This window comes from Botrimarina mediterranea (assembly GCF_007753265.1).
Lineage (GTDB): Bacteria > Planctomycetota > Planctomycetia > Pirellulales > Lacipirellulaceae > Botrimarina > Botrimarina mediterranea.
This window is the reverse complement of record NZ_CP036349.1, coordinates 4,318,639-4,340,304: the sequence shown is the minus strand read 5'-3', so window position 1 is coordinate 4,340,304 and position 21,666 is coordinate 4,318,639. Positions and strand designations below refer to the sequence as shown.

Here is a 21,666-nt window from a genome sequence, read left to right as displayed (position 1 = left end):
GAGGTAATGCTAATGGAAAGCCAATCACGTTGGAATCACCGAGGCTTCACTCTCGTTGAGTTGCTGGTCGTCATTGCGATCATCGGCATCCTCGTCGCCTTGCTTCTACCGGCTGTTCAATCCGCTAGGGAGGCGGCGCGTAGGAGCCAGTGCCAGAGCAACTTGAAGAACGACGCGCTGGCGGTGATTAACTACGTCGATGTGGCCGATGAGTACCCCATCGGGGTTCGGGGCGGTAATCCCCAATATGGCCGTGTTGTGCCCGGTGAGGAAGCGGCGGAGAACGGTGGACCTTCAACGGGATTCTGCGACAGAGGTATGGGATGGATCCCTTACACGCTCCCATACCTAGAGGAGCAGGCTCTCTACGATCGAGTTTTTGACAGCACCGGAATCGATCCGGAGCAGATCAAGAACAACTGGCCGTTCCCAAACATGCTGCAGGCGGGGCCCATACTGATTGGAGAAGAGGTTTGGCGGGGGGGGGATTACGTCTTACCTACTTATCGGTGCCCTTCATCACAGTTGCCCGATCACGCCACCGAATGCCATCCCGAAGAAACCAACGGGTACGCCACCTCCGATTACAAGGGGTCGGGGGGTACGGGGGACGATGGCATCTTCTTTCATATCTGTGACAACATCCGGGCGAGAATCCGCTTTCTCGGAAAGGACCCCGACACGTCACCAGCTACCGTCTCGCCTATCACCATCAAGCCCGCGAACATCACGGACGGATTGAGTCAGACGATCCTGATCGGGGAATCGGCCTACTACAACCGTGATTTTTCTGCGGGAGTCGGCGAGAAGAACTCCGACTGGCCCATCTGGATGGGCGGGGTGTCGAGTGACGAAAATACCATCTTCAAGACAGCGCCCCGAAGCGGTCGCGATAACGGCGGGAAGGGGAGAGGCTCGGCTCCCATCAACTGCGGCGTCTCACCAAAGTCCGTCGATAAGTTCTTCTACGGCACCCGTCCAGGAGTGGATATCACCGACGGCACCGACGGCGCTGTCCTCGATGACGATTGCGCCTTCAGCTGGCACGCCGGCGGCGCGTTCTTCGCCTTCTGTGACGGATCGGTGCATTTTCTGCGGGACGATATCGACGATCAGTTGTACGAGAACCTCGGCGCCCGCAATGACGGAAATGTAGTTGAAGGGGGAGCGTACTAGTGGAGTCGCTGCAGGCTCCTACTAAGCACTCTAAGCGACGATGAAACGCGACGCGGTCCATAGAGATTAGACCGATGCGGGATCAACTAACGAAAGCACCAACGCGATAAGAGGTAGCGCTAATGATCGGCAACAAGCGTCTTCGCAACTCCGCTCTTGCGGGTTTCGTGCTCACCATTATTGGTCTGAACACAGCCGTCCCTTCGGCTCGTGGCACGACCATATTCGACAACGGAACCCAGAACCTCATCACGCAACCGATTGATGACATCGAAGTGCGTGACGGCGTCGGCGGTGCGCCTAGCCTCGTGGTCAATAGCGGGTCGCAGGTTGGCTACCAACTCAATCTCGACGGCACGCTCTTCCTCGACCCGGTAACGAACCAACCCGTCAGCTCTAATAGTTCCCAGAGCATCGCCGTGTTCGATACGTCGATCGTCGCAATGGCGGGCGGCCAGACCGCCGACTCCGTCGTCGCCAACGACATCTCACGGATCGCGATTTCGAGCGGCGCTATTGGCGATGACATCATTGCCAACCATGATTCATCGATCTCGATCGCCGGTGGGTCCGCCGACGATGTTCTTGTCAATGACAACGCGGTGGTCGCGATGTCGGCTGGATCGGTGGATGCCGTCCAAGTTGGCGGAACCGCGACGTTCCGCTTCAGTGGCGGTCGTATCGATGATATCGAAGACGCGACCGGTGCTAGCCGTGTCTTCGTCAGCGGGTCGGCCAAAGTCGATGACGATGCTTTTTTCTTCGGGACCTCACGGCTCGAAGCAACCGGAGGACAATTCGACGACGAGTTGCAGCTCTACGAGAACTCTTCCGCTTACTTCAACGGCGCTAATGTCGATGACGATCTTGTCGTCGCGGACAATGCTGTCGCAGATATCGACTACATCACCATCGGCGACGCGATCGAGGCCTCAGGTGACTCGACGACAAACTATCGAGGCGGCGTGATCGGCAATCTTATTGCTGGCGACCGGGCTGTCGTCAACATGAGTGGCGGGCGTGTCGAAGACGTTATTCAGGCCGGTCCCGGGGGGACCATTCGTGCGACCGGTGGTGAGCTCGGCGCGGAAGTCATTGCGTCTCTGAATGGACGCGTCGAGCTTCGGGGTGGAACTGCCAATTCAATCGCCCTCTCGGCGCAGAGCGGCGGCGAGCTGCTGGTGGACGGCTTGGTAGCCGATTCGCTAAACGTGGAGGTCTTGGCGGGCGTTGCCGAGATCGCCGGCGGCGCGGCCGGCTCGATCGACCTCTACGCCGAGCTGTCGGGCGAGGTTTCTATCTCGGGCGGCGTCTTTGCGAGTGGCGATCTAGAGGCTCGCTCGGGGTCGGTCATCACGATCTTCGGCAAAGAGTTCTCGGTGCTCGGCATGCCAGCGCCATTCGGCGCCATTCCATTCGTCGCCGGAGACATCGTGGGCACGCTCGCCGACGGCAGCCCGTTTGACGTGACCTTTCGTCGGGACTTCGGGGCTGGGAACGCTGCACAGATCGTTTTGGTCAATTTGCCCGAGCCTTCGACATCACTTCTGGCGGCTTTGGTGATTCCCGCCGCGTGGCGTGTTCGCCGCAACGCGACGCAGCTCGGCTAGCAGCATTTGGCGCCACCCGCACAACTTTCCGCGGCGTCGCGGGGTGGAACGATGCCCTAGGCGGCCCAGCCCGCCTAGGGCGTTATTGTTTTCCCCCTTTTCAGCCCATGCCATCTCTATTTCGATCCAGGCAAGCCCAATCTCAGTGAACTGCGGGTCGAGTTCGAGGCTGGCCAGTTCAAGTCTCCCACGTCGGTAGCCATTCGCACCGCAGGCCCAACGATCCCCTTGCCTTGGCCGACGGACACTCGCGCCAATGCCGCGAGTCCGCTCCGTTGAACCAGATCTCAGGCTGCCGATAGCCGCAGACGTCGCTTCACCAACACGACATAAGTCGTTACGACCAAAAAAAAGGCCGGCGTTAGACGCCGGCCTCTGAGGTGCTCCCTCTAGGACTCGAACCTAGAACCCATTGATTAAGAGTCAATTGCTCTGCCGATTGAGCTAAGGGAGCGGCTGCAGGGGGCTTGCCCCTGAGCTCCGTAATTTATCGGCTCGCTCTGAGGACGGGAAGGGGGGCGAGAAGGTTCGCCGGGGCACACTTTCGGACTTTTCTGCTCGGCTTTTTCGGTTGCCCGGACTTTGGGGGGCGTCTATGTTGACGCTAATAACGGCTGGCGCCTCTGCCGGCCGGGTTCTTGCCGGATGGCTGCCCCGGACTACTACGGCCCGTCGATGTCCTCTCGTACTGCTCGCCGTCGCTTCGCCTTACGGGCGTTGGCGGCTGCGCTCGCGGTGGGGTATGTCTTCTTGGCGGCGGTCGGCGATGGGCTGCACCGGTTTGCCTGCTTGAGCGGCTGTTGTGACGCCGTTTGCTGCCAATCGGTGGAGTGCCAGTCGGTTGCTGGCGATTGCCTCTTCTGCCACCACGAGGGCGGCTGTAACGAGGCCCTGGGAGCTGAGTCCACGGGTATTGCGCCGTGCGGTTCGTGCCCCACGGAATCGCCGCAGCCCCATGACAGCGACTGCGATGTCTGCCGCCTGCTGGCCCAGCTGAAGACGGCGACCGCGACCGTCGAAGTCCCCGCCCAGGTGATCTGGGCCGCCGCGATGGCGCCCCCCGAGTCGGACCCCAAAGCGCCCTCGCTCGTTCTCCCCGCGACCAGCGCTCGCGGCCCGCCGATCGCCTAGTGCGATCGTCACGTCGAAGCCCCCCAGCGCATCGCCGCGCGCAGGGTGTTTCGCCGTGTTCCTCTCTCGCCTGACCACGTTACGCATCAGCACGGCGTTGGTAGGCAAGCCCGGTTGATCGTTCCAGTCGCCCCCGCGCGCCGTGTTGGCTCGCTAGGGCGGTTCGGCGCGAAACCCGGCGTTCTCAGCGTGTCCTGCAAGGCCGCATTATGTCTCTCAAGCGTAGCGGTTTCACTCTTGTCGAGCTGCTGGTGGTGATCGCCATCATCGGGGTGCTCGTCGCGATGCTCCTGCCCGCCATCCAGGCGGCCCGGGCCACCGCGCGACGCAGCCAGTGTGCGAACAACCTCCGGCAGATCGGCCTCGCCGTGCATGGCTACGTCGGCGTGCACCGCGGGCAGTTTCCCTTCATCTCGGGCCATGAGCACGGGCATGAAGAGGAGGAAGAGGAAGACGAGCACGAGGACGAACGCGACATCTCCTGGATCCGGACGCTCGCGCCGTACCTCGAGGGGGTCGATTCGATCCGTCTCTGCCCCGAGCACCACGCCCGTATCGAGCAATCGATGGTGAGCCGTAAGGACGCGGACGGCAACGTGATCGAGACCGCTCTGGTGATGACGCGTGACGAGTACGACCGTGCGAAGGCGACCGGCTCGCTCGATCCGAATGTCGAAGTGCGGGTGATCGACACCAGCTACGCGCTGAATGGGTTCTTGAGTCGTAAGGACAAGCCACCGGTCGGCGCGCCGCCGCCGGTGATTGCGGCCCACAACGCGGAGCAGTACGGCAAGGTCGATAACATCAACCGCTTGCAGGAGACGCACGGCACGCTGCTGGCGGTCGAGGCGTCGGAGTTCTCGCTGGCGGTCCATTACGACCATGTGCATTCGTACGACTGGTTCAGCGAAGAGAACCTAGCGGCGAATGGCCCGGGGCAGAGAGAGGTCTGGCATGCGGTGACGGCCGAGCTGGTCGTCGACCGGCACCAGGGGAACACGGCGAACTATCTGTATGTCGATGGTCACGTCGAGGCGATTTCGGCGGACCAGATCGGCGAGTGGTGCGACGAGGGGTTCAATTTCGCGATCCCTCCTGAGTTTCGTTAACCACTGGCGCTGTTAATTATCGCCGCAGTGGATGCGCGGCGTTCATTCATCCGGGGCGACCTGTAGGTCGTCCTGCGGGTCGCTTTTTGCACTTACCCAAGAATTAGAGATGCTAACCATGCGATTCACCAAAGCCTTTCTCCTGACCGGCCTCGCTTGCCTCACCGCGGACGCGGCGGCTCACAGCGACATCCTACTCCGTGCCGACGGCGGCCAAGTTGTCGTCGGCGCCGCCGAGGATCTGTCGGGCGAAGAGGGCGGGCCGTTCTATCACCTCGACGAGAAAGTCTTCGAAGGCGTGTTTCTGAATCCGACGATGCCGACGCCGCCGTTCGGTTACGACTTCGAGCGCACCGAGCCGGGCTTCTTCTCAGCGCCCGGTCTGCCCGAGGGAGAAGATCTGCCGGCCAACGCCGACATCGCCTTGTCGTTGTCTTCATTCTCGATCGGCGCCGCGAATGACTTGGCGTATTACTGGGACGGCACGGGCGAAGTGGACTTCCAGCCGCTGTCGGCGACGCAGCCGGGCGTGAGCTTCGCGTTCGGTCCGGCGTCGTTCGCTTCGACCGACGCGACCGGGGCGGTGGATGATCACCCGTTGTTCGGCCTGACCGGCGGCGCCGCGGACGGCGTTTATCTCGTGAGCCCCGTGGTCTCGGTGGCGGGTCTCGCCGACAGCGACCCGTTCTACATGGTGTGGCTTGCGAACAGCGTGCTGGTGGATGACGAGACGGCGGAGCAACTCGAGGGCGCGCTCGAGGCTTACGAAGAGGGCGGCCCCGAGCCGATCGTCGGCGGCGTGAACTTTGCGTTCTTCGAGGAAGCGGTCGAGTATGTCGGCGCGATCCCCGAGCCTTCGACCGCGTTGCTCGCGATGTTGGCGGCAAGCCTCGGCGGCGTGATGCGTCGTCGTTGAGGCAATCGCTTCGCCGCGTGCTCGGATTGGCCGAGCACGCGGCGCTCTTTGATGAACGAAGTCCTATGGGTTGCGGATCATGAAACGAAACTTGATTGCCCTACTCGGGGCGGTGTGGCTCGCCTCGCCGGTGCTGGCCCAGCACTCCGATATCTACCCGTTCGATGATGCCGGGCAGGTCGGCGTTGGCGAATACAGTTACGAGCAAAGCGCCATTCTTGCCAACCGAGTCTTTGGCGGGCGTTTCGACGCTATCTATTACTCGGTGAACAACCCGGGATTCACCGCCCTCTCGACGGGCGCCGCGCTTCCCGGCGGCGAGACGCTGTCGTGGGACTTCTTACCGATGACCGCGAGCGGCTACACGTCAACGCTCCTCTATTGGGATGGGCAAGGCGAGTCGGCGAACTTTGGCGCAACGCCGACCCCCGACTACTCGCTATCGCTATATGGCGGCAACGGTTCCGCTTCGGCCGACGGCGGCGACACGCTCGTTCCGGGCGCTTCGATCGGGATCACCAGCTCTTCGGGCGCTTTGCACCAGCACCGCTTCTTCTTCCTCGATGACAACGGCGACGGCGATATTACGACGCTCCCCCTCAGTGGTTACTACCTGATTTCGATGCAGCTGAGTATCGATGGCCTGGAAACATCGGCCCCGTTTTTTCTGGTCTGGGGGACGCCGGACTCCGACGCCCTGAAGCAAGCGCAGGTCGCGATCCCGTGGGTGAACGACCGGCTCGATTCGCTCGTCGGCGGGGGGCTGCCGGGCGACTTCAACAACGACGGCGTCGTCAACGCCGCCGACTACACCGTCTACCGCGACAACGAGCGCAACCTCTTCACGGCGGGCGCTTATTCGCAGTGGAGCGAAAACTACGGCGCCGTGGCGACGCCGCCCGCAACGGTCTCGATCCCCGAGCCGTCGGCCTTCGCGCTCGCTGCGATCTTCGCAGGCCTACTCCGCCGTCGCTAAGGAAACGCACCAAAGAACACCATGTCACCGGCTTTCAACAACCCGCTGGCGCGAGAGCGCCGACTGCACCTTGTGGTGAGCGTCTTGACGCTCACCACGGCGGGGTTGTTGTCGTCGATTGGTCTGGGGTTTCACGCTTGGTTTGGATGTACATCCAGCTGCGCGACGCCTATCGTCAAGGCAGCCGACCGGCCCGATGCGCCGGCTTTCGAGTCGGCCGAGCGTTGTGCTCTTTGCGACCTGCTATCGCAATACCGCTTCGTCCGCGTACCCACGCCTGAAGTTGTTCGCGCTCCCTCTCTGCCGGCGACACGGCGACCTGAGGCCCGGCCTCGGCTGCATGCATTCGCCGCCACCTGGCCCGCTCCGCGCGGGCCCCCTCTTGGTTGGTTGATCTAAACCGGCACGGCGCTCCGTCTCATGAGCGCCTTCCATGTCCGCACTTTCGACGGACAGCCGGAGATTCTGCCCCTTGGGTCTCGCCTTCTCTTTGTGAAGAGGCTGCGCCCAAGGACTAGCGACACGTCTTCCAACATTCGATATCAATCAACCAAGAAAGAGAGAATGACTGCTAATCAAATCCGCACCTGTGTTGCGATTGCGATCCTCTTGGCGACCTGCGCGTCGGCGCTCGCCGCGCCAGAGCCGGGCGTCGGCTTGTACCACGTTACATACGACAACGCGCCGAATGTCACCTTTGGGACTTACCTCGGCCAGCCGAATCCGAACTACCAGCGGCTGACGTTTATGCTGACGCACACCTACGCCGAAACGCCTTGGAACAACCACTTCCATCGCATCGGTTCCTATAGCTATACGGGTCCCGCTGAAAGCCCTGTCGAGGCGCTCAGCACCAATGATCGTGTTCCGGAGCCTCACTACCTTGATGACGGCCTCGCTCTTCTGCCTGGCGTTGGCGTCTTCGCTGGCAAATTGGTCTCGGGGATGGGCCCTGCCGCACTCCCCAATGATTCCATCGAACAGGAGTTTGGTCACTTGACCATCGCCCCGATGGATTCGCTGATGGCGTTCGACGGGCTCGATCACCCGAACCCGGCGCTCGAGGACCCGAACCCCGCGATCGATGGCGCGAAGCACCCGGTGCATTACCTCATCAACGCCAGCAGCGGGGTCTACAAGAACTCGGTGGATGGCGTGCGGATCGGCTTGGAGCTGACGGCGATCTCGCCAGGTCTCGAAATCGCCGACGCCGCAGGGGCTTCGCTCTTCGGCAGCGTGGGCGACGTGCTGACGCTCGGTGAGACCGACGACTGGTCGCTGACGCCGTACTTCGCCGTGGATGAGTTGACGGCGCCCGGCTCGGCGTTCAGTGCGACCTTCAAGCTGGTCGATCTGAGCGACACGCCGCAGTTCGGCGATTCGGCGCCGTTCTCGTTCGACTTCATCACCGTTCCGGAACCGACCGGAGCGGTGCTGGGGCTCGTCGCGATCGGTCTCGTGACCGTCCGTCGGCGATAACGCGGCAATTTAAGGGGTTCCCGGCGGCCTTCGGGCCGTCGGGAACCCGCCGCCGCGGCGCCAAATCGTTGACCGTATGGCCGGTCCTATCTACTTTGCTAGTAGAGGTTTACTACTAGTAGTCTCGGCGTTCGCCGGAGCCTGCGGCCCCAATTAGCGGCACAGAGAGAGCGACATGCGGCAAGGCGGCTTAAGAACGTTACGCGCCTTGAGCGCGCTACTGATGCTATCGATCAGCGTCGCCGCCGTTGCCCAAGTTCCCATCGATGGGTTCTTCCCGATGGTGGGCCTCGCGCTCACCGATGAGTTCGACGAGGACTTCAACTTCTTCCCGTTCGCCTCGTCATCGCCAAGCGGCACGATGCTCGGCCCGAACGGCAATCCGTTCTACGACCTCGCATTGCTCGACACGGGCGCCGGCTTCTCGGTGCTGACCTCGCAGGCTTACGACGACTTCAACCTCGACGGGCCTTATCCCGGGGAGAGCGACGGGTTCTTTGGAACCGAGGTTGTCACGATCGGCGGCGCCACGGGGCAGCTCGACGCCCATATCAACGATCCGTTCGGGTTGTACGTTGGCGGCTTGCAGGGACGATCTAGCGCCGGCGCGTCGCTGACGATGAACCATGCGGCGTTGAGCGGGCAGACGAATACCTCGACCATCACGCTGCCGCCCGAGTCGGACCTTCCGAACATCGTTGGTTTGCCATTCGCGAGCCAGTACGCCACGCGGATCCGCAACGACGCGCCGCAGGTTTTCGAGTTGGAAGGGAAAACCATCCGCACGCCGTCGATCGACTTCCTGCCACGAGGCAGCGGCGGCAACGGCATCACTCGCAAGGCGCCGCTGCTATTGAATCCAGGCGCCGCGTTCGCGCAACCGCCGACTTATCTGCCAAACATCCAGAATTTCGATATCGACAACCCCGAAGAGAACCCGACGATCCCGACGATCATTCAGGGCGCGCTGTTCATGAACGCCAGCGCGACGAACGCTGGTTCGAGCCTTGGCAACAAGGAGTTCTTCTTCGATACCGGCGCCAGTGTGACGGTCGTCTCCGAGTTCAATGCGCTACTCCTCGGTTTTGATGTGACGACCGACTCGCCCGAGTTCACGGTCTCTATTGTCGGTTCTGGTGGGACGCTCCAAGACGTTCCCGGATTCTTTGTCGATCAATTCACCATCCCGGCTCTCGGCGGAAGCATCACGGCGAATAATGTCCCCGTGCTGGTCCTCGACGTCACCAACCCTGCCGACCCCGGTAACGTTGTCGAAGGAATCATCGGCACGAACCTGCTGGCGGGTCGCAATATCGTCATCGATCCCAATCCCTCGGCCGGCGCCGGGGGGCAGAGCGCGGGCGTCTATATCAGCGACCCCGTCACAACGGCGTTCAACTGGACCACGGCGGCGGCTTCGGCGGCTTGGTCCACCGGCGGGTCGTGGAACGCCGCAGCGACGCCGACTTATCTCAGCAAGGCGACGCTGCAGAACACCGGCGCCGCCGGCAAAGAAGCCGTTGTCTCCGGTGAGCAGCAAGCGTGGGACGTCACTGTCGGCGGCGCCTCGGGCGCGATGACGGTCCGCATCGCCAGCGGCGGCAAGTTGACGACCTTCTCGGGCGTCACCGTCAACGACGGCGGCGTCGTGCAACTACAGGACTCGGCGCTCGACACCCAGTACATCGATGTCCGCGGCGGCACGCTCACCGGCGCCGGCGACATCCGCACGGGCAGCGGCCCGATCACCGGCCAAGTTGAGGTCATCGATGGCGTCATTGCGCCGGGCAATGGCGTCGGAACACTTTCGATCGATGGCCGCCTGGCGACAAGCGGTGGCGCGGAGTTCCAGTTCGAGCTGGGTGGCACGACTGCGGGCACGGGCTACGACCAACTCGTCATCAACGGCGACGCCGCCCTCGCCGGCAAATTGTCGGTCTCGCTCGTGAACGGCTTCACGCCTGCCGTGGGCGCTCTCTTCGAGCTCATGACCTACGAGGCCCAGGGTGGCGAGTTCGCGACGCTTGATCTCCCCGGCGGCTTCCAGTGGGAAGTGATCTACGGTCTCGAATCGTTGATGTTGGAAGTCATTGGCGAAGGCCTAGCCGGCGACTTCAACGCCGACGGCACGGTGAACGCCGCCGACTACACCGTCTGGCGCGACGGACTCGGCTCGGTCTACACACAGGCCGACTACACCGACTGGAAGAACAATTATGGCGCCACCAACGTCTCGATGAGCGTCAGCGTTCCCGAGCCGGCGTCGCTGGTGTTGTTGGCTTTTGCCCTGTCGGCGTTCACCAAGCCGCGCCGCTGATCCTGAAAGCCGCCCTAACCGGACAGCGCCGCGCCGCAAAGATCGCAGTAGAGCGCGTCCTGGGCGTGCTGTTGTCGGCCGCAACCGGGGCAGGGGAAGGACTTCGGCCGCGCCTCCCGGATCACCTCGGCCGAGAAGATGCCCGTCGGCACGATGATGATGGCGTAACCGAAGAGCATGATCATCGCCGCGGTGAACTTCCCCAGAGGCGTTATCGGTGCGATGTCGCCGTAGCCGACGGTGGTCATCGTCACGATCGCCCAGTAGACGCTCGTCGGGATGTCATTGAAGCCGCTGCCCGCGTCACGCTCGATCAGGTACATCAGCGTCCCGAGGATGACGATCGAACAGAAGATGACCGTAAGGAACACGGTGATCTTCGGCCAAGTGTGCCGTAGCGCCCGCAGCAAGGTGTTCGCCTCAGAGAGGTGACGCCCCATCTTCAACACACGGAACACCCGCAGCAGCCGCAGTGTGCGGATCGTCGCCAGCGAATGGCTCTCCGCGGCGAACGGCGCGAGGTAGGTCGGCAAGATCGAGAGGATATCGACGACGCCGAAGAAGCTGAACACGTACCGCAGCGGCCGATCGACGCATGCCAGCCTGGCGATAAACTCGGCCGTGAACAGCAGCGTGACGCCCCACTCGAACGCCACCAGCAGCGGCCCCCAATCCTCGCGCACGCTACGCACACTCTCAAGCATCACGACCGCGATGCTCAAGAGGATCATCGCCAAGAGGAGGACATCGAACGCCCTGCCGTAAGGGGTGTCCGCCTCGAAGATCACCTCGTAGAAGCGGCGCTGCCAGGGGCGTGGGCCCGGCCGTAAGCGGTTCTCGAGATAGCCGGCGCGTGGGGGTCGTTCCATGCCGCGGAGTTTAACGTCCGCGGGAGTCGCTTACCAACTGTGTAGTGATGCGTCCCGTCAACCTCTCGCCCGTTTGAGCCGCGCCCGTTAGGGCGCGGCTCAACATCTTGGCAGTTGCTACTCGAGCAGCACCGCGGCGTCGTCGCGCATCGCGTCGCGTTGCCGGGCGACCATCTCACGGTACGCGCCTCCCCGGGCCATCAGCTCGTCGTGCGTGCCGTGCTCGACGATCCGCCCCTCCTCCATGACGATGATCACGTCCGCCGCCGCGATCGTCGACAGCCGGTGGGCGATTACGAAGGTCGTCCGGGTGTGCATCAACTCGTCCAGCGACTGCTGGATGAGCTGCTCGCTCTCGCTGTCGAGATTGCTCGTCGCCTCGTCGAGGATCAGGATCTGCGGGTCGGCTAATAGAGCGCGGGCGATCGACAACCGCTGCGCCTGCCCGCCGGAGAGCTTCACGCCGCGTTCGCCGATCAGCGACTCATAACCCTTGTCGAGTTCGGCGATGAAGTTGTGGGCGTTGGCGTGCCTGGCGGCTTCGACAACCTCTTCGTCGGTGGCGTGCTGCCGGCCGTAGGCGATGTTGTCGCGGATCGATCCGTCGAACAGGAACGTGTCCTGCTGCACGACGCCCAGCAACCCGCGGTATGAATCGAGCCGCAGGTCGCGCAGGTCGATGCCGTTGAGCCGTACGGCGCCGTCGGTTGGGTCGTAGAACCGCGCCACGAGGTCGGTGATCGTCGTCTTGCCGGCGCCGCTGCGACCCACCAACGCGACGACCTGCCCGCCCTTGGCAGTCAGATTGAAATCGCTGATCACCGGCTGTCCCGGCGCATACTCGAACGTGACGTGGTCGAAGCGGATCTCTTCGACCACCTGCGGCGCCTCGATCGCGCCGGGCTTGTCCGGTTTGTCGGTGGGGCTCTGCAGCACCTCGAAGACGCGCTCCATGCCGGCGAGCGACCGCTGCAACTCGCTGAACGAGTTGACGATCTGCCACACCGGGTTGAGCAGCATGAACGTGTACCATTGGAACGCCATGATGTCGCCGATCGAGGCCGAGCCGGCGAGATTCAAGAAGCCGCCGTACCAGACGATGACGACGTTCACGATCGCCAGCAGCAGCGCCCAACTGCTCCACAACACCATCTCGCGCTGCTGGGCGAAGTACTCCTTGCGGGCGATCGTGTGCCGACCGACGAGGTACTCGGCGAGCTCGCGCGTCTCGCGTTGGAACGACCGCACGACCCGGATGCCGCCGAACGTCTCGCTGACGCGGGCGTCGATCTCGGAGTTCTCCTTACGCATCGAACGGTAGATCGGCCGGATGCGCCGCGCGACCCACAAGCTGATCACCAGCGCCGGCGGGATGACCATCATCGCCGTCAGCGCGAGGCGCCAGTTGACGGCCAGCAAGATGCCGATGGCGATCACCAGCCGCACGGCCGAGACGCCTGGCGAGATCACCGCCAGTTGCAAGAGCCCCGTCGTGCGGTCGATGTCCCCCGACAGCCGAGAGAGGATGCCGCCCGTCTTCATATCGGTGAGTTGCCCCAGCGGCAGCCGCAGCAACCGGCTGAACAGCGCCCGTCGCAACGCCTGGATGACCCGCAGATTCAGCAGCCGTTGCTGGCAGTTCTTCCAGATGTCGAGCGTGCGGTCGACGATGACCACCAGCAGCAGCGCGATGCCGGCGACATGCAGCTTGGTGAGCCGCTCGGCGTCGGTGAGCCCTTCCGCTAGCAGCACGTTATCGACGACGTAGCGCATGAACAGTGGCTGCGCGACTTCCAGGGTCGCCACCGCCAGCGCTAGGCCCATCATCAACGCAACGGCGCCACGGTGCGGCCACAGCCACTCGATGTACTGCCGCAGGTACTGCTGCCGCTCGTCGGCGGATGCCCGCTTGTGGTCCTTCTCAGGGTCCGCGGCGCCCGGCGGCAGGTCGGCCTCGACCTTGCCGGCAAGATAAGCCTGACGGAACCGCTCGAAACGCGAGCGGGACGAACGCAAACGGGGCACGGCAGCGGGGGGCGAGGGGTAGGGAAGGGGAAGCGAGGCGGGACGGAGAAGTGTAGCGCGACGCGGCTGACGAGCAAGCGTTAGTAGGCGTACTTAGCGACTTGCAAGGAAGAGTGGTGCTTCAAACGGAGGCGTTCCCTGTTCCCTCTCGAATTTCGGAGTTACCGAGGGCTATTACAACGTGATGAACAAGGGCTTCAACCACAACAAGACCTGAGTACGACCGTTGCGAAACCAACTCTTTGCGAGGCCGCGCGAAGGGGCTCGTCGGGCAAGGGTCACAGGTGGCCAATTGCAACTGAAAAGGTCAGCAAACATCGGAAAAACACGGAATCCGTAACGCCCCGCTAGAGGCTCCTGGCGGCCTTCTAGCGGCGTTCTGATCCTCCCCGAGCCCCAACTTCGCCTCGGGGTGTTTGGAGCCGTCCTAGGGCCTCCTGTGGGCCCTCAGGGGCCTGCTGTGGGCGCCACCGATTCGACACCGGAGTCAGTGTGCAGCAATGAAGGCTGATCGCTACAAGGCACACGCTTCCGGGGCTAAAGCCGCCCGGCTCGCACTTACGCGAGAACTCAGCGAGCCGCGTGGCGTAAGCCCCGGAGGGCGCCACGAACCGTTCGCACAGCCGCTTACTTCCCGCAGTAGTCAATCGTCCGCGCGATCTCGCTCTTCAAGTCCGCGCGGCGGACGATGCGGTCGATGTAGCCGTGCTCGAGGAGGAACTCGCTTGTCTGAAAGCCCTCGGGGAGTTCGGTGCGGAGCGTGGCCTTAATCGTTCGCGGGCCGGCGAAGCCGATCAGCGCCTTGGGCTCGGCGAACACCAGGTCGCCCAGCGACGCGAAGCTCGCGGCGACGCCGCCCATCGTGGGGTTGGTGAGCACCGAAATAAACAGGCCGCCAGCGTCGCCGTACTTCGCCAGCGCGGCGGAGACCTTGGCCATCTGCATCAGTGAGAGGATGCCCTCGTGCATCCGGGCGCCGCCGCCCGAGCCGCTGACGATCACGACGGGGAGCTTCTGCTCGGTGGCGCGCTCGATGAGCCGGGTGAGCCGCTCGCCGACGACCGAGCCCATGCTCCCCATGATGAAGGCCGAGTCGGTGACGCCGAACGCCACCCGGCGGCCGCGGATCATGCCCGCGCCGGTGAGGGCCGCGTCCTTCAGGCCGGTCCGCTTCTGCTCGGCGATGACGCGCTCGGCGTAGGGCTTCTTGTCGGCGAATTGCAGCGGATCGGCCGGCATCAGGTCGCCGTCCCACTCCTCGAACGTCCCCTCGTCGAGCATGAACCGAACCCGGTCGGGCGCGCTGAGATACATGTGCCGGCCGCAGACCGGGCACACGCTCATCAGTTGTTCGACTTCCTTGCGGAAGACGGTCTCGCCGCAGTCGTCGCAACGCAGCCACAATCCGCTCGGGACGCCGCGCTTGGGGCGCGGGGCGGCCGGGGTCGGCAAGGCGTCTTCGGGCGTCTGGTTGTCAGACGTCATGGCGGCGGGCGGGATCGACTGGCCGATCGACATAGGGCAAGGCGGGGCGGGGGTAGCTGTTTTCTCAGCGGCCACGAGAGCCGCGTCGTCCCCGACCGCGGCAGACCCACGGCGAGGGGGAGCAATCTCGCAGAGGACGCGGAGCCGTCGCGCAGCGGGGGCCGCTGGCGCCACCGGCGCGTCCGTGCGCATCTTACCAGTCTGTTAAGGTCGCCACCATGGCGGCAGGACCATGAGTTTCCCTCAAAAATCGGCCCGAATGCCCCGCCCCAGCCGCCTGTCGATCGCCGTTCCCGCCGATTTGTGGCTCCCCACGGCAGTCTGCTCGTACGGCTACTTCCTGCTGGCGCCCAACCGCTGGCGCCCTCAGGAGTTCACTTGGGAGCGATCGTTCGACGCCGCCGAGTTCGGTCTCCCCGAGGAGCGGTTCCACGCCACGATCGACCAACCCGCCGGACGGGGGGCGCCCCTGCGGGTCCGCTGCGACGTGGTCGTCTCGCCGCCGGCCCGCCAGGCCCTGCGGGCGGCGATCGGCCGGATGCTCCGCCTCGACAAAGACCTCCGCCAGCTCCACCGGGCTCTCCCCGCCGCCAAACGCCGCGGCTACGGCCGGCTGATCCGGTCGGCGACGCTGCTGGAGGACATGGTCAAGACGATCACCAGCTGCAACGTCGGCTGGCCGAGCACGGTGCGGATGAACCAGCTGCTGGTCGAGCGCGTCGGCGGCGGCGCCTTCCCCTCGGCCGAGCGCCTCGCCCGCTGGACGCCGGCGCGGCTACAGAAAGTCTGTCGGGTCGGCTATCGGGCCAAGCGGATCATCGGCCTCGCGCGGCTGTTCGCCAAAGGCCAGCTCGAAGCCGCTTGGTTCGAGTCGCCGGAGCGCTCGACCGAGGAGCTGCGCGAGAAGCTGCTGTCGCTCGATGGGTTCGGCCCCTACTCGGCGGCGAACGTACTTCAGCTGCTCGACCGCGACGACGAGCTGCCGATCGACACCGAAACCTACCGCCTCTACTGCAAACGCCAAGGCGTCGAGCGACCCGTCAACCCGCTCGCGCTGCACCCACAGATCATCACCCATTACGAGCGCTACCGCCCGCACCGCTTCCTGGCGTACTGGTTCGAACTCTGGCGCGACTACGAGAGCCAACGCGGCGAAGCCTGGACCTGGGACGCCGACACCGTAGGCTCATCCTTCACCGCAGCGCAGCTTGATAAATGAACCACAAAGGAACGAGGGAACAAAGGAAAGTATTAAGGGCCCGCGAATAGCGCGAATGGACTGTCTTATTCGCGCCCATTCGCGCTATTCGCGGGCTATTTTAATCCTTTGTTCCTTCGTTCCTTTGTGGTTCAACTAAATCGATAGCCCGTTTTTTGGCTTCGAGGTCTAATCTGACGGGGGCGGGGTGTGAGCTAGACTTGGGGGATGCACCATGTCTACCTCCGAGATTCGCTTGATGAGAATGATGCAGCACACGGTCAAGAGCTGTCGCCTGATGCAGATCAGCGAGGACGAAGCCCTCGCCGTGGGCGGGCTATTGGCCAAGGTTTTTCCGAAGCCCGACAAAGGGCCGGTTGAAAGGGCTGCGCAGCTCAAGCGGATTGGGCAGGAGTATGACGGGCCTGTCGAGTGCGGCCCGGTGTCGCACATCATCCTTCAAGAAGACCGTGTCGTCGCCCATGCCGTGACTTTCGGCCGCACGGTCGGCGCCAACGCGGGCGAGCTCACGGTGATGGCGCTCGCTTACGTGGCGACCGACCCGGAGTGCCGCGGCCAAGGCCTCGGCGCCGCGGTGACGCACGCGGCGTTCGCGCGCGTCGATCAGGGCGTGTTTCCATTCGCGCTGTTTCAGACCAGCTTCAAGGTTCAGCCGTTCTATGAGCAGATCGGCTGCAAGCTCGTCGAAAACCGCGTTTACAACTCGCTGAATGAAGAAGACCCGCAGGCGAATCCCTTCTGGGATGATGTCTTGATGCGTTATCCAGCGAGTGAGGGTTGGCCCATTGGTGAAATCGACCTTCGCGGTCGTGGTTGGTGAGGGCGGCTCGGTCCGTGATTCACGCGCGGCTAGCGCCGACGGCTCATGATGCGAGCATCTCTTCGATGACTTCGATCACGCGCGGGCAGCCGTCCGGGCATGGGCGCGTTTGGGCGAGGCGCTCGCGGTAGAGTTCGCGGCGCCCGAGAAAGCCCTGCATGTCGTCGGCGGTGACGCGTTCCAGTATCCGCCGTTCGCCGCCCTGCATCTGCTCGACGAACTCGCCATTGATGCGTTGCTCGTAGTGGTGACGTTCGGGGAGCACCAGCACCGGCTTGCCAAAGTACAGGGATTCGCCGGTGAGTTGGTTGCCCGCGGCGCCGATCACTGCGTCGCAGCCCGCCAGATCGTCGGCGAAGGTCTGCTCGTCGATGGGGTGATAGGTCAGTGAGCCTTTGGCGGGTCGTGCACCGAGCCCGTAGAGCTTGACCGGCATCGGCAGATCCGCCAGCAAGTCGAGCACCCGTTGCGGCGTCGCCCGGCGGACGTAGGAGAGGATGAAATCGCCCTTCGTCGGCTGACGGCTGGCGACAGCGCTGCGGATCAGCGGGCCGACCTGCACGACGTCCTCGCAACCGCGACGCAGCGGCGGCTTGTAGAACGCCGAGACGACCGTTCGCTCTTGGCGGATGCCGAAGGCCCAGATCGACCAGCTCATCCGCCATGCCCAATCCCGCAGCTCGCGCGGCAGGGTCGAGAGGTCGTAGGTCGAAAGAAAGTGCTGATGATCAAGGCTCAACACGGGCACGCCCTGACGTCGCGCGGCGCGGGGGAGCAGGGGCTCAAAGTCGGTGATGACGAGGTCTGGACGCTCGGCGACGATCGCCTCTTCCAATTCGTTCGTGTGCCGCCGCATCGACGCCCAGAACGCTAATCCAAGGCGGATCGTCTTGAGGTTGTCGATCCCCGAGGTCGTGTAGTGGAACTTGAGCCCCGGGATCTCACGGACGTCGACCTCGGCGTCGTCTGCGTACTCCTTCGCCAGGAATTCCAGGGCATCGTGCGAGGTGAATAGCACCACCCGATGCCGCCCCCGCATCCGCTCGACAACAGCCCGCGCGCGAGCCGCATGGCCGCGACCCTCGCCCATCACGCTGTAGTAGAGGAGGGACACAGGGAAGTGGGAAGTAGGAAGTGCGAAGTGGGAGGAAGCAAGTTTGGTTAGAAGTGTTGTAATGGCCGCTGCATCGCTTGCGCCAACTTCCCACTTCCAACTTCCTACTTCTTTCCAATGAACCGGTAATACGGCGCGCGGATGATCGGCAGCAGCGGCAGCTTGCCTTGCGACTCTTCCACCAACTCGGCGGTGAAGCGCCGTTCGAGCATCGGCAGGTGGTCGGGGCTCGGGTGGACGTTGTCGTGGTTGAACCAGTACGGCCAGAAGTTGCGGTTGAAGTACGAGTGCTTCCGCCGCCCGTCGGCCGGGTACTTGCGCGAGACGTAGAAGTCCACGACGCCGATGACGCCTCCGGGCTTGAGCAGACGCTGCGCTTCTTCGATCGCCGCGAACCAGTCGGGGATCATCGTTAGCGAGTAGGTGAACGTCACCAGATCGAGCGACGCGTCTGGCAGCGGGATCGCCGTGGCGTCAGCGCAGAGCGTCGTGGCGTTGGACCAGCCCGAATCCTTAATGCGGCGGTCGGCGACTTCGAGCAGCGACTTCGACAAGTCGAGGAACGTCACCGCGCCGTATTCATGGATGCGGTCGCCCAACAGCTCGCCGTTGCGAGCGGTGCCGGCCCCGATGTCGATCCACGAGCCGCCGGGCGTCACGGGGAGCCGCTCGAACAGCGCCTCACGTCCGTGCAGCATCTTCTTGCGGAACGCGTCGTACTCGTCCGCTTGGCCGCCATAGAAGCTGTCGAGGCGCTCCTGATGCGTCTCACCGCGAATGGGCGAGAGCGTCAGGTGATACAGCGTTTTTAGCTGACTGAGCGCCCCCATCGGCCGCCGTCCCCGTTGTTCGGTTGGTTTTCTTGTTGGCTCGGCCGCCGGCGGCGTAACCGAGGACTCCGGCGCCCTGCGCAGCCGCGGCCGCCTCGGCCGACACGCCATCGCGACGCAGCGTTGCGATCGAGAAGCCGCCGTAGGTGTGGACGCGGTCCACTTGGTGGAGTTCGTCGGCGAGCTCACGGTTGTATTCGAGGATGTCGCCGAGGCGCCGCGTCTTGCCGCCGACATTGACGGTGATCGGATCGACGAACTCGCAAATCACCGCGGCGCTACGCCACAGGTACTTCGCATCGTCGTCCGATCGGTCGATGATCTCTTGCCACTGGAGACCGAGCACGTCGCGCATGTGCTCGGCCATCCAGTCCATGTGGTCGAGCAGCACGAAGTGCGAGTAGTTGCAGTCGGCGCCCTTGAGGTGGTCGAGGATCGTTGTCGTGTGCGTATGGACGCGCTCGGCAAGGCCGGGCTGGCCGTTCGTCCCCTTCAGGCGAGCGAAGTTCTCTTCCTTCAGGTACTCGGGGCAGCACTCCTTGGTGTACTCGCCCGTCAGGTAGACGCGCCAGAAGTAGTTGTCCTTGAGCGGCAGCTCGCTGAACACCGTGTCGAGGCTGTCTTCGACAAACTTGGCGATGCCGCCGGGGTAGTAGCGCTCGAGCTGCTTCCGCTGCGCGCGGGGCACTCCCAACAGCGACAGCGCCGCGTCACGCCGCATGAACCACTTGATGTACGGGCCCCAGAAGGCGGGCTTCACGCGGCTCTCGTAGATCTCTCTTTGCTGTTCGACCGTGTCGGCGGCCAACAGGGCTTCGATGTCGTCGCGGACCTTGGCGTAGCGGTTGATGTACCAGTTGATCCACGAGGCGAACATGCCCGCGGTGCCGCGGAAGTAGAAGCTCGGGCGCCGGCCTTGTCCGAGGAAGAACTTGCCGTGCTTGTCCCAGAACTGGCGGCTCGCCTCGGGGAGCTCGGCGCGGATGGCGTCGGTATAGACGGCCTCCCAGTTATCGGTCTTGCCACGACCGAAGAGGTCGAAGAACTGCTCGTAGCTAAGCGTGCGGATGCCGGCGAGCTTGAGGTCAAGCAGCGCGTTCTGACGCGGGTTGACGTCGACCGTGTCGATCCGCGCCGGGCCGTCGAGCGCGTAGTCCAGCGCGTTGCAGCCCGCGGAGGTGATAACAATCAGTCGGTCGCCTTCGCCAAGCTGCAGGGCGACGCGGTCGAGCCGCGGGTCTTCCCAGCAAGTGTTGTAGACCAGTTGATTCCCGTGGCAGAGCTTGAAGAAAGCTCGGCTAATGTGGGTGGCCAGCATCGGGGGTCCTCAATGACGCCGTGACGGCGCGGGGCAATGCCTGGCCCGGCGCGAAGTCATCAACGTACGCGAGTTAGCCCGGATTGGAAAGATGCTGGCCTGCGGAAGGCCGCATAGTTCGGGGGATTTGCGCCGGCCGAGCGTGCAGAACCCGCAAGTTGGATCGGTGCTGGGGACTCAGCAAGCGCCGGCCATCGGACGCTGCGGCAGCGACGGGGTCGGACGGGCTGGCAGCCGGTCGATCACCTGACCGTCGCATCGCACCAGCTCGAACGAACCGTCAGCATTCTCGATGAGGGCCGAGCAGTTCTCGACCCAGTCGCCCGTGTTCAGGTAGGTCACGTCCTCGAACGAGTCGATCCTGGGAACGTGGATGTGGCCACAGATGATCCCGTCACAATCCGACTGGCGGGCGTCGGTCACGAGTTGTTGCTCAAACTCGCTGACGTGCGTGACGAGGCGTTTGACCCGCGCCTTGATGCCGCCACAGAACGCGTAGGGGTTGTGCTTCTTGCCCCGCAGGCGGTTGCCGAACCAATTGGCGGTCAGCAGCACGTCGTACGCGTAGGAGCCGACGAGCGACAACCACTGGGCCGACTGCTCGATGCGGTCGAACTGGTCGCCGTGCGTGACGACGTACCGCCGGCCGTCGGCGGCGGTATGGACAAAGCGATCCTGGATATCGATGACGCCGAAATTGGCCAGGAAGCCGCGCAGGAAGTTGTCGTGGTTGCCGGGCGTGTAGAACAGCTCGACGCCACGGCGTTTGAAGCCCATCAGGCAGCGGAGTACGGCGTCGTACTCTGGGCGCCAACGCCAGCGGTTCTTGAGTTTCCAGCCGTCGATGAAGTCGCCGACGATGTAGAGCTTCTGCGGTTCGTACCGTTCCAGCAACTCGACCAGGGCGGCGGCCTGCGAGTGGCGGCAGCCGAGGTGGATGTCGCTGATGAACAGGGAGCGAACCACGCGGCGGTTCTCGGGTCGGTGGGGTCGGACGCTATCCGGGCGGACGACCGGGGGTCGCGGCGCCGGGCGGACCGGGGCGGGGGCCTCGAGCACGGCGGTCGCTGAATCGCAGCCGGATTCTAGGAACATGCGGAGTTCAACCCGTCGGGGCAAGGCGGCTTCCGGGCGGCGTGACGCTAAGCGGCCCGTTGGCGGCGTGTCGCACGTTCAATGTTATCGGGCCTCTATGTTACGCCTTTGCGTGTCTGCGGTGGATACCCCGTTAAAGTTTCGTGAGGATTTAGAGAAGGCCCTCCAACCCCGGTG

17 protein-coding genes and 1 tRNA gene are annotated in these 21,666 nt (G+C 63.7%); 10 read left to right on the top strand and 8 right to left on the bottom strand.

Annotated features, from left to right (window positions below; all coding sequences use genetic code 11):
- Positions 1–6: 6 nt before the first annotated feature.
- Together Spa11_RS16670 and Spa11_RS16665 are read left to right on the top strand one after the other, a co-directional pair.
- A complete protein-coding gene (locus tag Spa11_RS16670; protein ID WP_145114299.1) occupies positions 7–1,176 on the top strand; it encodes a DUF1559 family PulG-like putative transporter in 1,170 nt (389 codons plus the stop codon).
- Positions 1,177–1,298: 122 nt separating this feature from the next.
- Positions 1,299–2,786, top strand: a complete 1,488-nt coding sequence (locus Spa11_RS16665) for a hypothetical protein (protein ID WP_145114297.1) — start codon at positions 1,299–1,301, stop codon at positions 2,784–2,786.
- Between the two features lie 381 nt (positions 2,787–3,167).
- On the opposite strand, the gene Spa11_RS16660 is transcribed toward Spa11_RS16665, so the two are convergent.
- Positions 3,168–3,240 (bottom strand) — tRNA-Lys (locus Spa11_RS16660).
- 221 nt (positions 3,241–3,461) lie between these two features.
- Between Spa11_RS16660 and Spa11_RS16655 the strand changes: the two genes are divergently transcribed.
- The 6 genes from Spa11_RS16655 to Spa11_RS16630 all read left to right on the top strand — a co-directional run bounded on the left by Spa11_RS16655 (position 3,462) and on the right by Spa11_RS16630 (position 10,714).
- A complete protein-coding gene (locus Spa11_RS16655; protein ID WP_145114295.1) occupies positions 3,462–3,917 on the top strand; it encodes a hypothetical protein in 456 nt (151 codons plus the stop codon).
- A 209-nt stretch (positions 3,918–4,126) separates the two neighbouring features.
- Positions 4,127–5,026: a type II secretion system protein gene (locus Spa11_RS16650; RefSeq protein WP_145114293.1), complete on the top strand. Its 900-nt coding sequence runs from the start codon at positions 4,127–4,129 to the stop codon at positions 5,024–5,026.
- A gap of 118 nt (positions 5,027–5,144) precedes the next feature.
- The gene (locus Spa11_RS16645) at positions 5,145–5,942 is read left to right on the top strand and encodes a PEP-CTERM sorting domain-containing protein (RefSeq protein WP_145114291.1); all 798 of its coding nucleotides are present in this window, start codon (positions 5,145–5,147) and stop codon (positions 5,940–5,942) included.
- Positions 5,943–6,021: 79 nt separating this feature from the next.
- Positions 6,022–6,918, top strand: coding sequence for a hypothetical protein (locus Spa11_RS16640; protein WP_145114289.1), 897 nt, complete (start codon positions 6,022–6,024; stop codon positions 6,916–6,918).
- A gap of 564 nt (positions 6,919–7,482) precedes the next feature.
- On the top strand, positions 7,483–8,397 hold the full coding sequence (locus tag Spa11_RS16635) for an all3515 family Zur-repressed PEP-CTERM protein (protein WP_145114287.1): 915 nt from the start codon (positions 7,483–7,485) through the stop codon (positions 8,395–8,397).
- Positions 8,398–8,620: 223 nt separating this feature from the next.
- Entirely contained in the window at positions 8,621–10,714 is a 2,094-nt protein-coding gene (locus Spa11_RS16630; protein ID WP_197529464.1) for a retropepsin-like aspartic protease, read from the top strand.
- A 14-nt stretch (positions 10,715–10,728) separates the two neighbouring features.
- On the opposite strand, the gene Spa11_RS16625 is transcribed toward Spa11_RS16630, so the two are convergent.
- The 3 genes from Spa11_RS16625 to accD all read right to left on the bottom strand — a co-directional run bounded on the left by Spa11_RS16625 (position 10,729) and on the right by accD (position 15,126).
- Positions 10,729–11,583 carry an ion transporter gene (locus Spa11_RS16625; protein ID WP_145114283.1) on the bottom strand — a complete coding sequence of 285 codons (855 nt, stop codon included), beginning with the start codon at positions 11,581–11,583 and terminating at the stop codon, positions 10,729–10,731.
- 117 nt (positions 11,584–11,700) lie between these two features.
- Positions 11,701–13,608 (bottom strand): ABC transporter ATP-binding protein, encoded by a 1,908-nt coding sequence (locus Spa11_RS16620; RefSeq protein ID WP_145114281.1) that lies wholly within the window; start codon positions 13,606–13,608, stop codon positions 11,701–11,703.
- 627 nt (positions 13,609–14,235) lie between these two features.
- Entirely contained in the window at positions 14,236–15,126 is an 891-nt protein-coding gene (gene accD / locus Spa11_RS16615; RefSeq protein WP_197529463.1) for an acetyl-CoA carboxylase, carboxyltransferase subunit beta, read from the bottom strand.
- A 226-nt stretch (positions 15,127–15,352) separates the two neighbouring features.
- Between accD and Spa11_RS16610 the strand changes: the two genes are divergently transcribed.
- Both Spa11_RS16610 and Spa11_RS16605 read left to right on the top strand, forming a co-directional pair.
- Positions 15,353–16,312 (top strand): DNA glycosylase family protein, encoded by a 960-nt coding sequence (locus tag Spa11_RS16610; protein WP_197529462.1) that lies wholly within the window; start codon positions 15,353–15,355, stop codon positions 16,310–16,312.
- Between the two features lie 214 nt (positions 16,313–16,526).
- Positions 16,527–17,132, top strand: coding sequence for a GNAT family N-acetyltransferase (locus Spa11_RS16605; protein WP_145114277.1), 606 nt, complete (start codon positions 16,527–16,529; stop codon positions 17,130–17,132).
- 43 nt (positions 17,133–17,175) lie between these two features.
- Here Spa11_RS16605 and Spa11_RS16600 read toward each other — a convergent pair whose 3' ends face one another.
- The 4 genes from Spa11_RS16600 to Spa11_RS16585 form a co-directional block, all read right to left on the bottom strand.
- Positions 17,176–18,246 carry a glycosyltransferase family protein gene (locus tag Spa11_RS16600; protein WP_145114275.1) on the bottom strand — a complete coding sequence of 357 codons (1,071 nt, stop codon included), beginning with the start codon at positions 18,244–18,246 and terminating at the stop codon, positions 17,176–17,178.
- A 104-nt stretch (positions 18,247–18,350) separates the two neighbouring features.
- Entirely contained in the window at positions 18,351–19,076 is a 726-nt protein-coding gene (locus tag Spa11_RS16595) for a class I SAM-dependent methyltransferase (protein ID WP_145114273.1), read from the bottom strand.
- The gene (locus tag Spa11_RS16590; protein WP_145114271.1) at positions 19,015–20,394 is read right to left on the bottom strand and encodes a DUF3419 family protein; all 1,380 of its coding nucleotides are present in this window, start codon (positions 20,392–20,394) and stop codon (positions 19,015–19,017) included. Before Spa11_RS16590 ends, Spa11_RS16595 begins: the two co-directional genes overlap by 62 nt.
- 177 nt (positions 20,395–20,571) lie before the next feature.
- A complete protein-coding gene (locus Spa11_RS16585; RefSeq protein ID WP_197529461.1) occupies positions 20,572–21,360 on the bottom strand; it encodes a UDP-2,3-diacylglucosamine diphosphatase in 789 nt (262 codons plus the stop codon).
- Positions 21,361–21,666: the final 306 nt, after the last annotated feature.

Coding starts and splice junctions, on each gene's coding strand:
- Spa11_RS16645 (WP_145114291.1), top strand. CDS start 5,145: ATGCGATTCACCAAAGCCTTTCTCCTGACCGGCCTCGCTTGCCTCACC.
- Spa11_RS16610 (WP_197529462.1), top strand. CDS start 15,353: ATGCCCCGCCCCAGCCGCCTGTCGATCGCCGTTCCCGCCGATTTGTGG.
- Spa11_RS16630 (WP_197529464.1), top strand. CDS start 8,621: ATGCTATCGATCAGCGTCGCCGCCGTTGCCCAAGTTCCCATCGATGGG.
- Spa11_RS16670 (WP_145114299.1), top strand. CDS start 7: ATGCTAATGGAAAGCCAATCACGTTGGAATCACCGAGGCTTCACTCTC.
- Spa11_RS16665 (WP_145114297.1), top strand. CDS start 1,299: ATGATCGGCAACAAGCGTCTTCGCAACTCCGCTCTTGCGGGTTTCGTG.
- Spa11_RS16640 (WP_145114289.1), top strand. CDS start 6,022: ATGAAACGAAACTTGATTGCCCTACTCGGGGCGGTGTGGCTCGCCTCG.
- Spa11_RS16605 (WP_145114277.1), top strand. CDS start 16,527: ATGTCTACCTCCGAGATTCGCTTGATGAGAATGATGCAGCACACGGTC.
- Spa11_RS16635 (WP_145114287.1), top strand. CDS start 7,483: ATGACTGCTAATCAAATCCGCACCTGTGTTGCGATTGCGATCCTCTTG.
- Spa11_RS16590 (WP_145114271.1), bottom strand. CDS start 20,394: ATGCTGGCCACCCACATTAGCCGAGCTTTCTTCAAGCTCTGCCACGGG.
- Spa11_RS16595 (WP_145114273.1), bottom strand. CDS start 19,076: ATGGGGGCGCTCAGTCAGCTAAAAACGCTGTATCACCTGACGCTCTCG.
- Spa11_RS16655 (WP_145114295.1), top strand. CDS start 3,462: ATGTCCTCTCGTACTGCTCGCCGTCGCTTCGCCTTACGGGCGTTGGCG.
- Spa11_RS16625 (WP_145114283.1), bottom strand. CDS start 11,583: ATGGAACGACCCCCACGCGCCGGCTATCTCGAGAACCGCTTACGGCCG.
- accD (WP_197529463.1), bottom strand. CDS start 15,126: ATGTCGATCGGCCAGTCGATCCCGCCCGCCGCCATGACGTCTGACAAC.
- Spa11_RS16650 (WP_145114293.1), top strand. CDS start 4,127: ATGTCTCTCAAGCGTAGCGGTTTCACTCTTGTCGAGCTGCTGGTGGTG.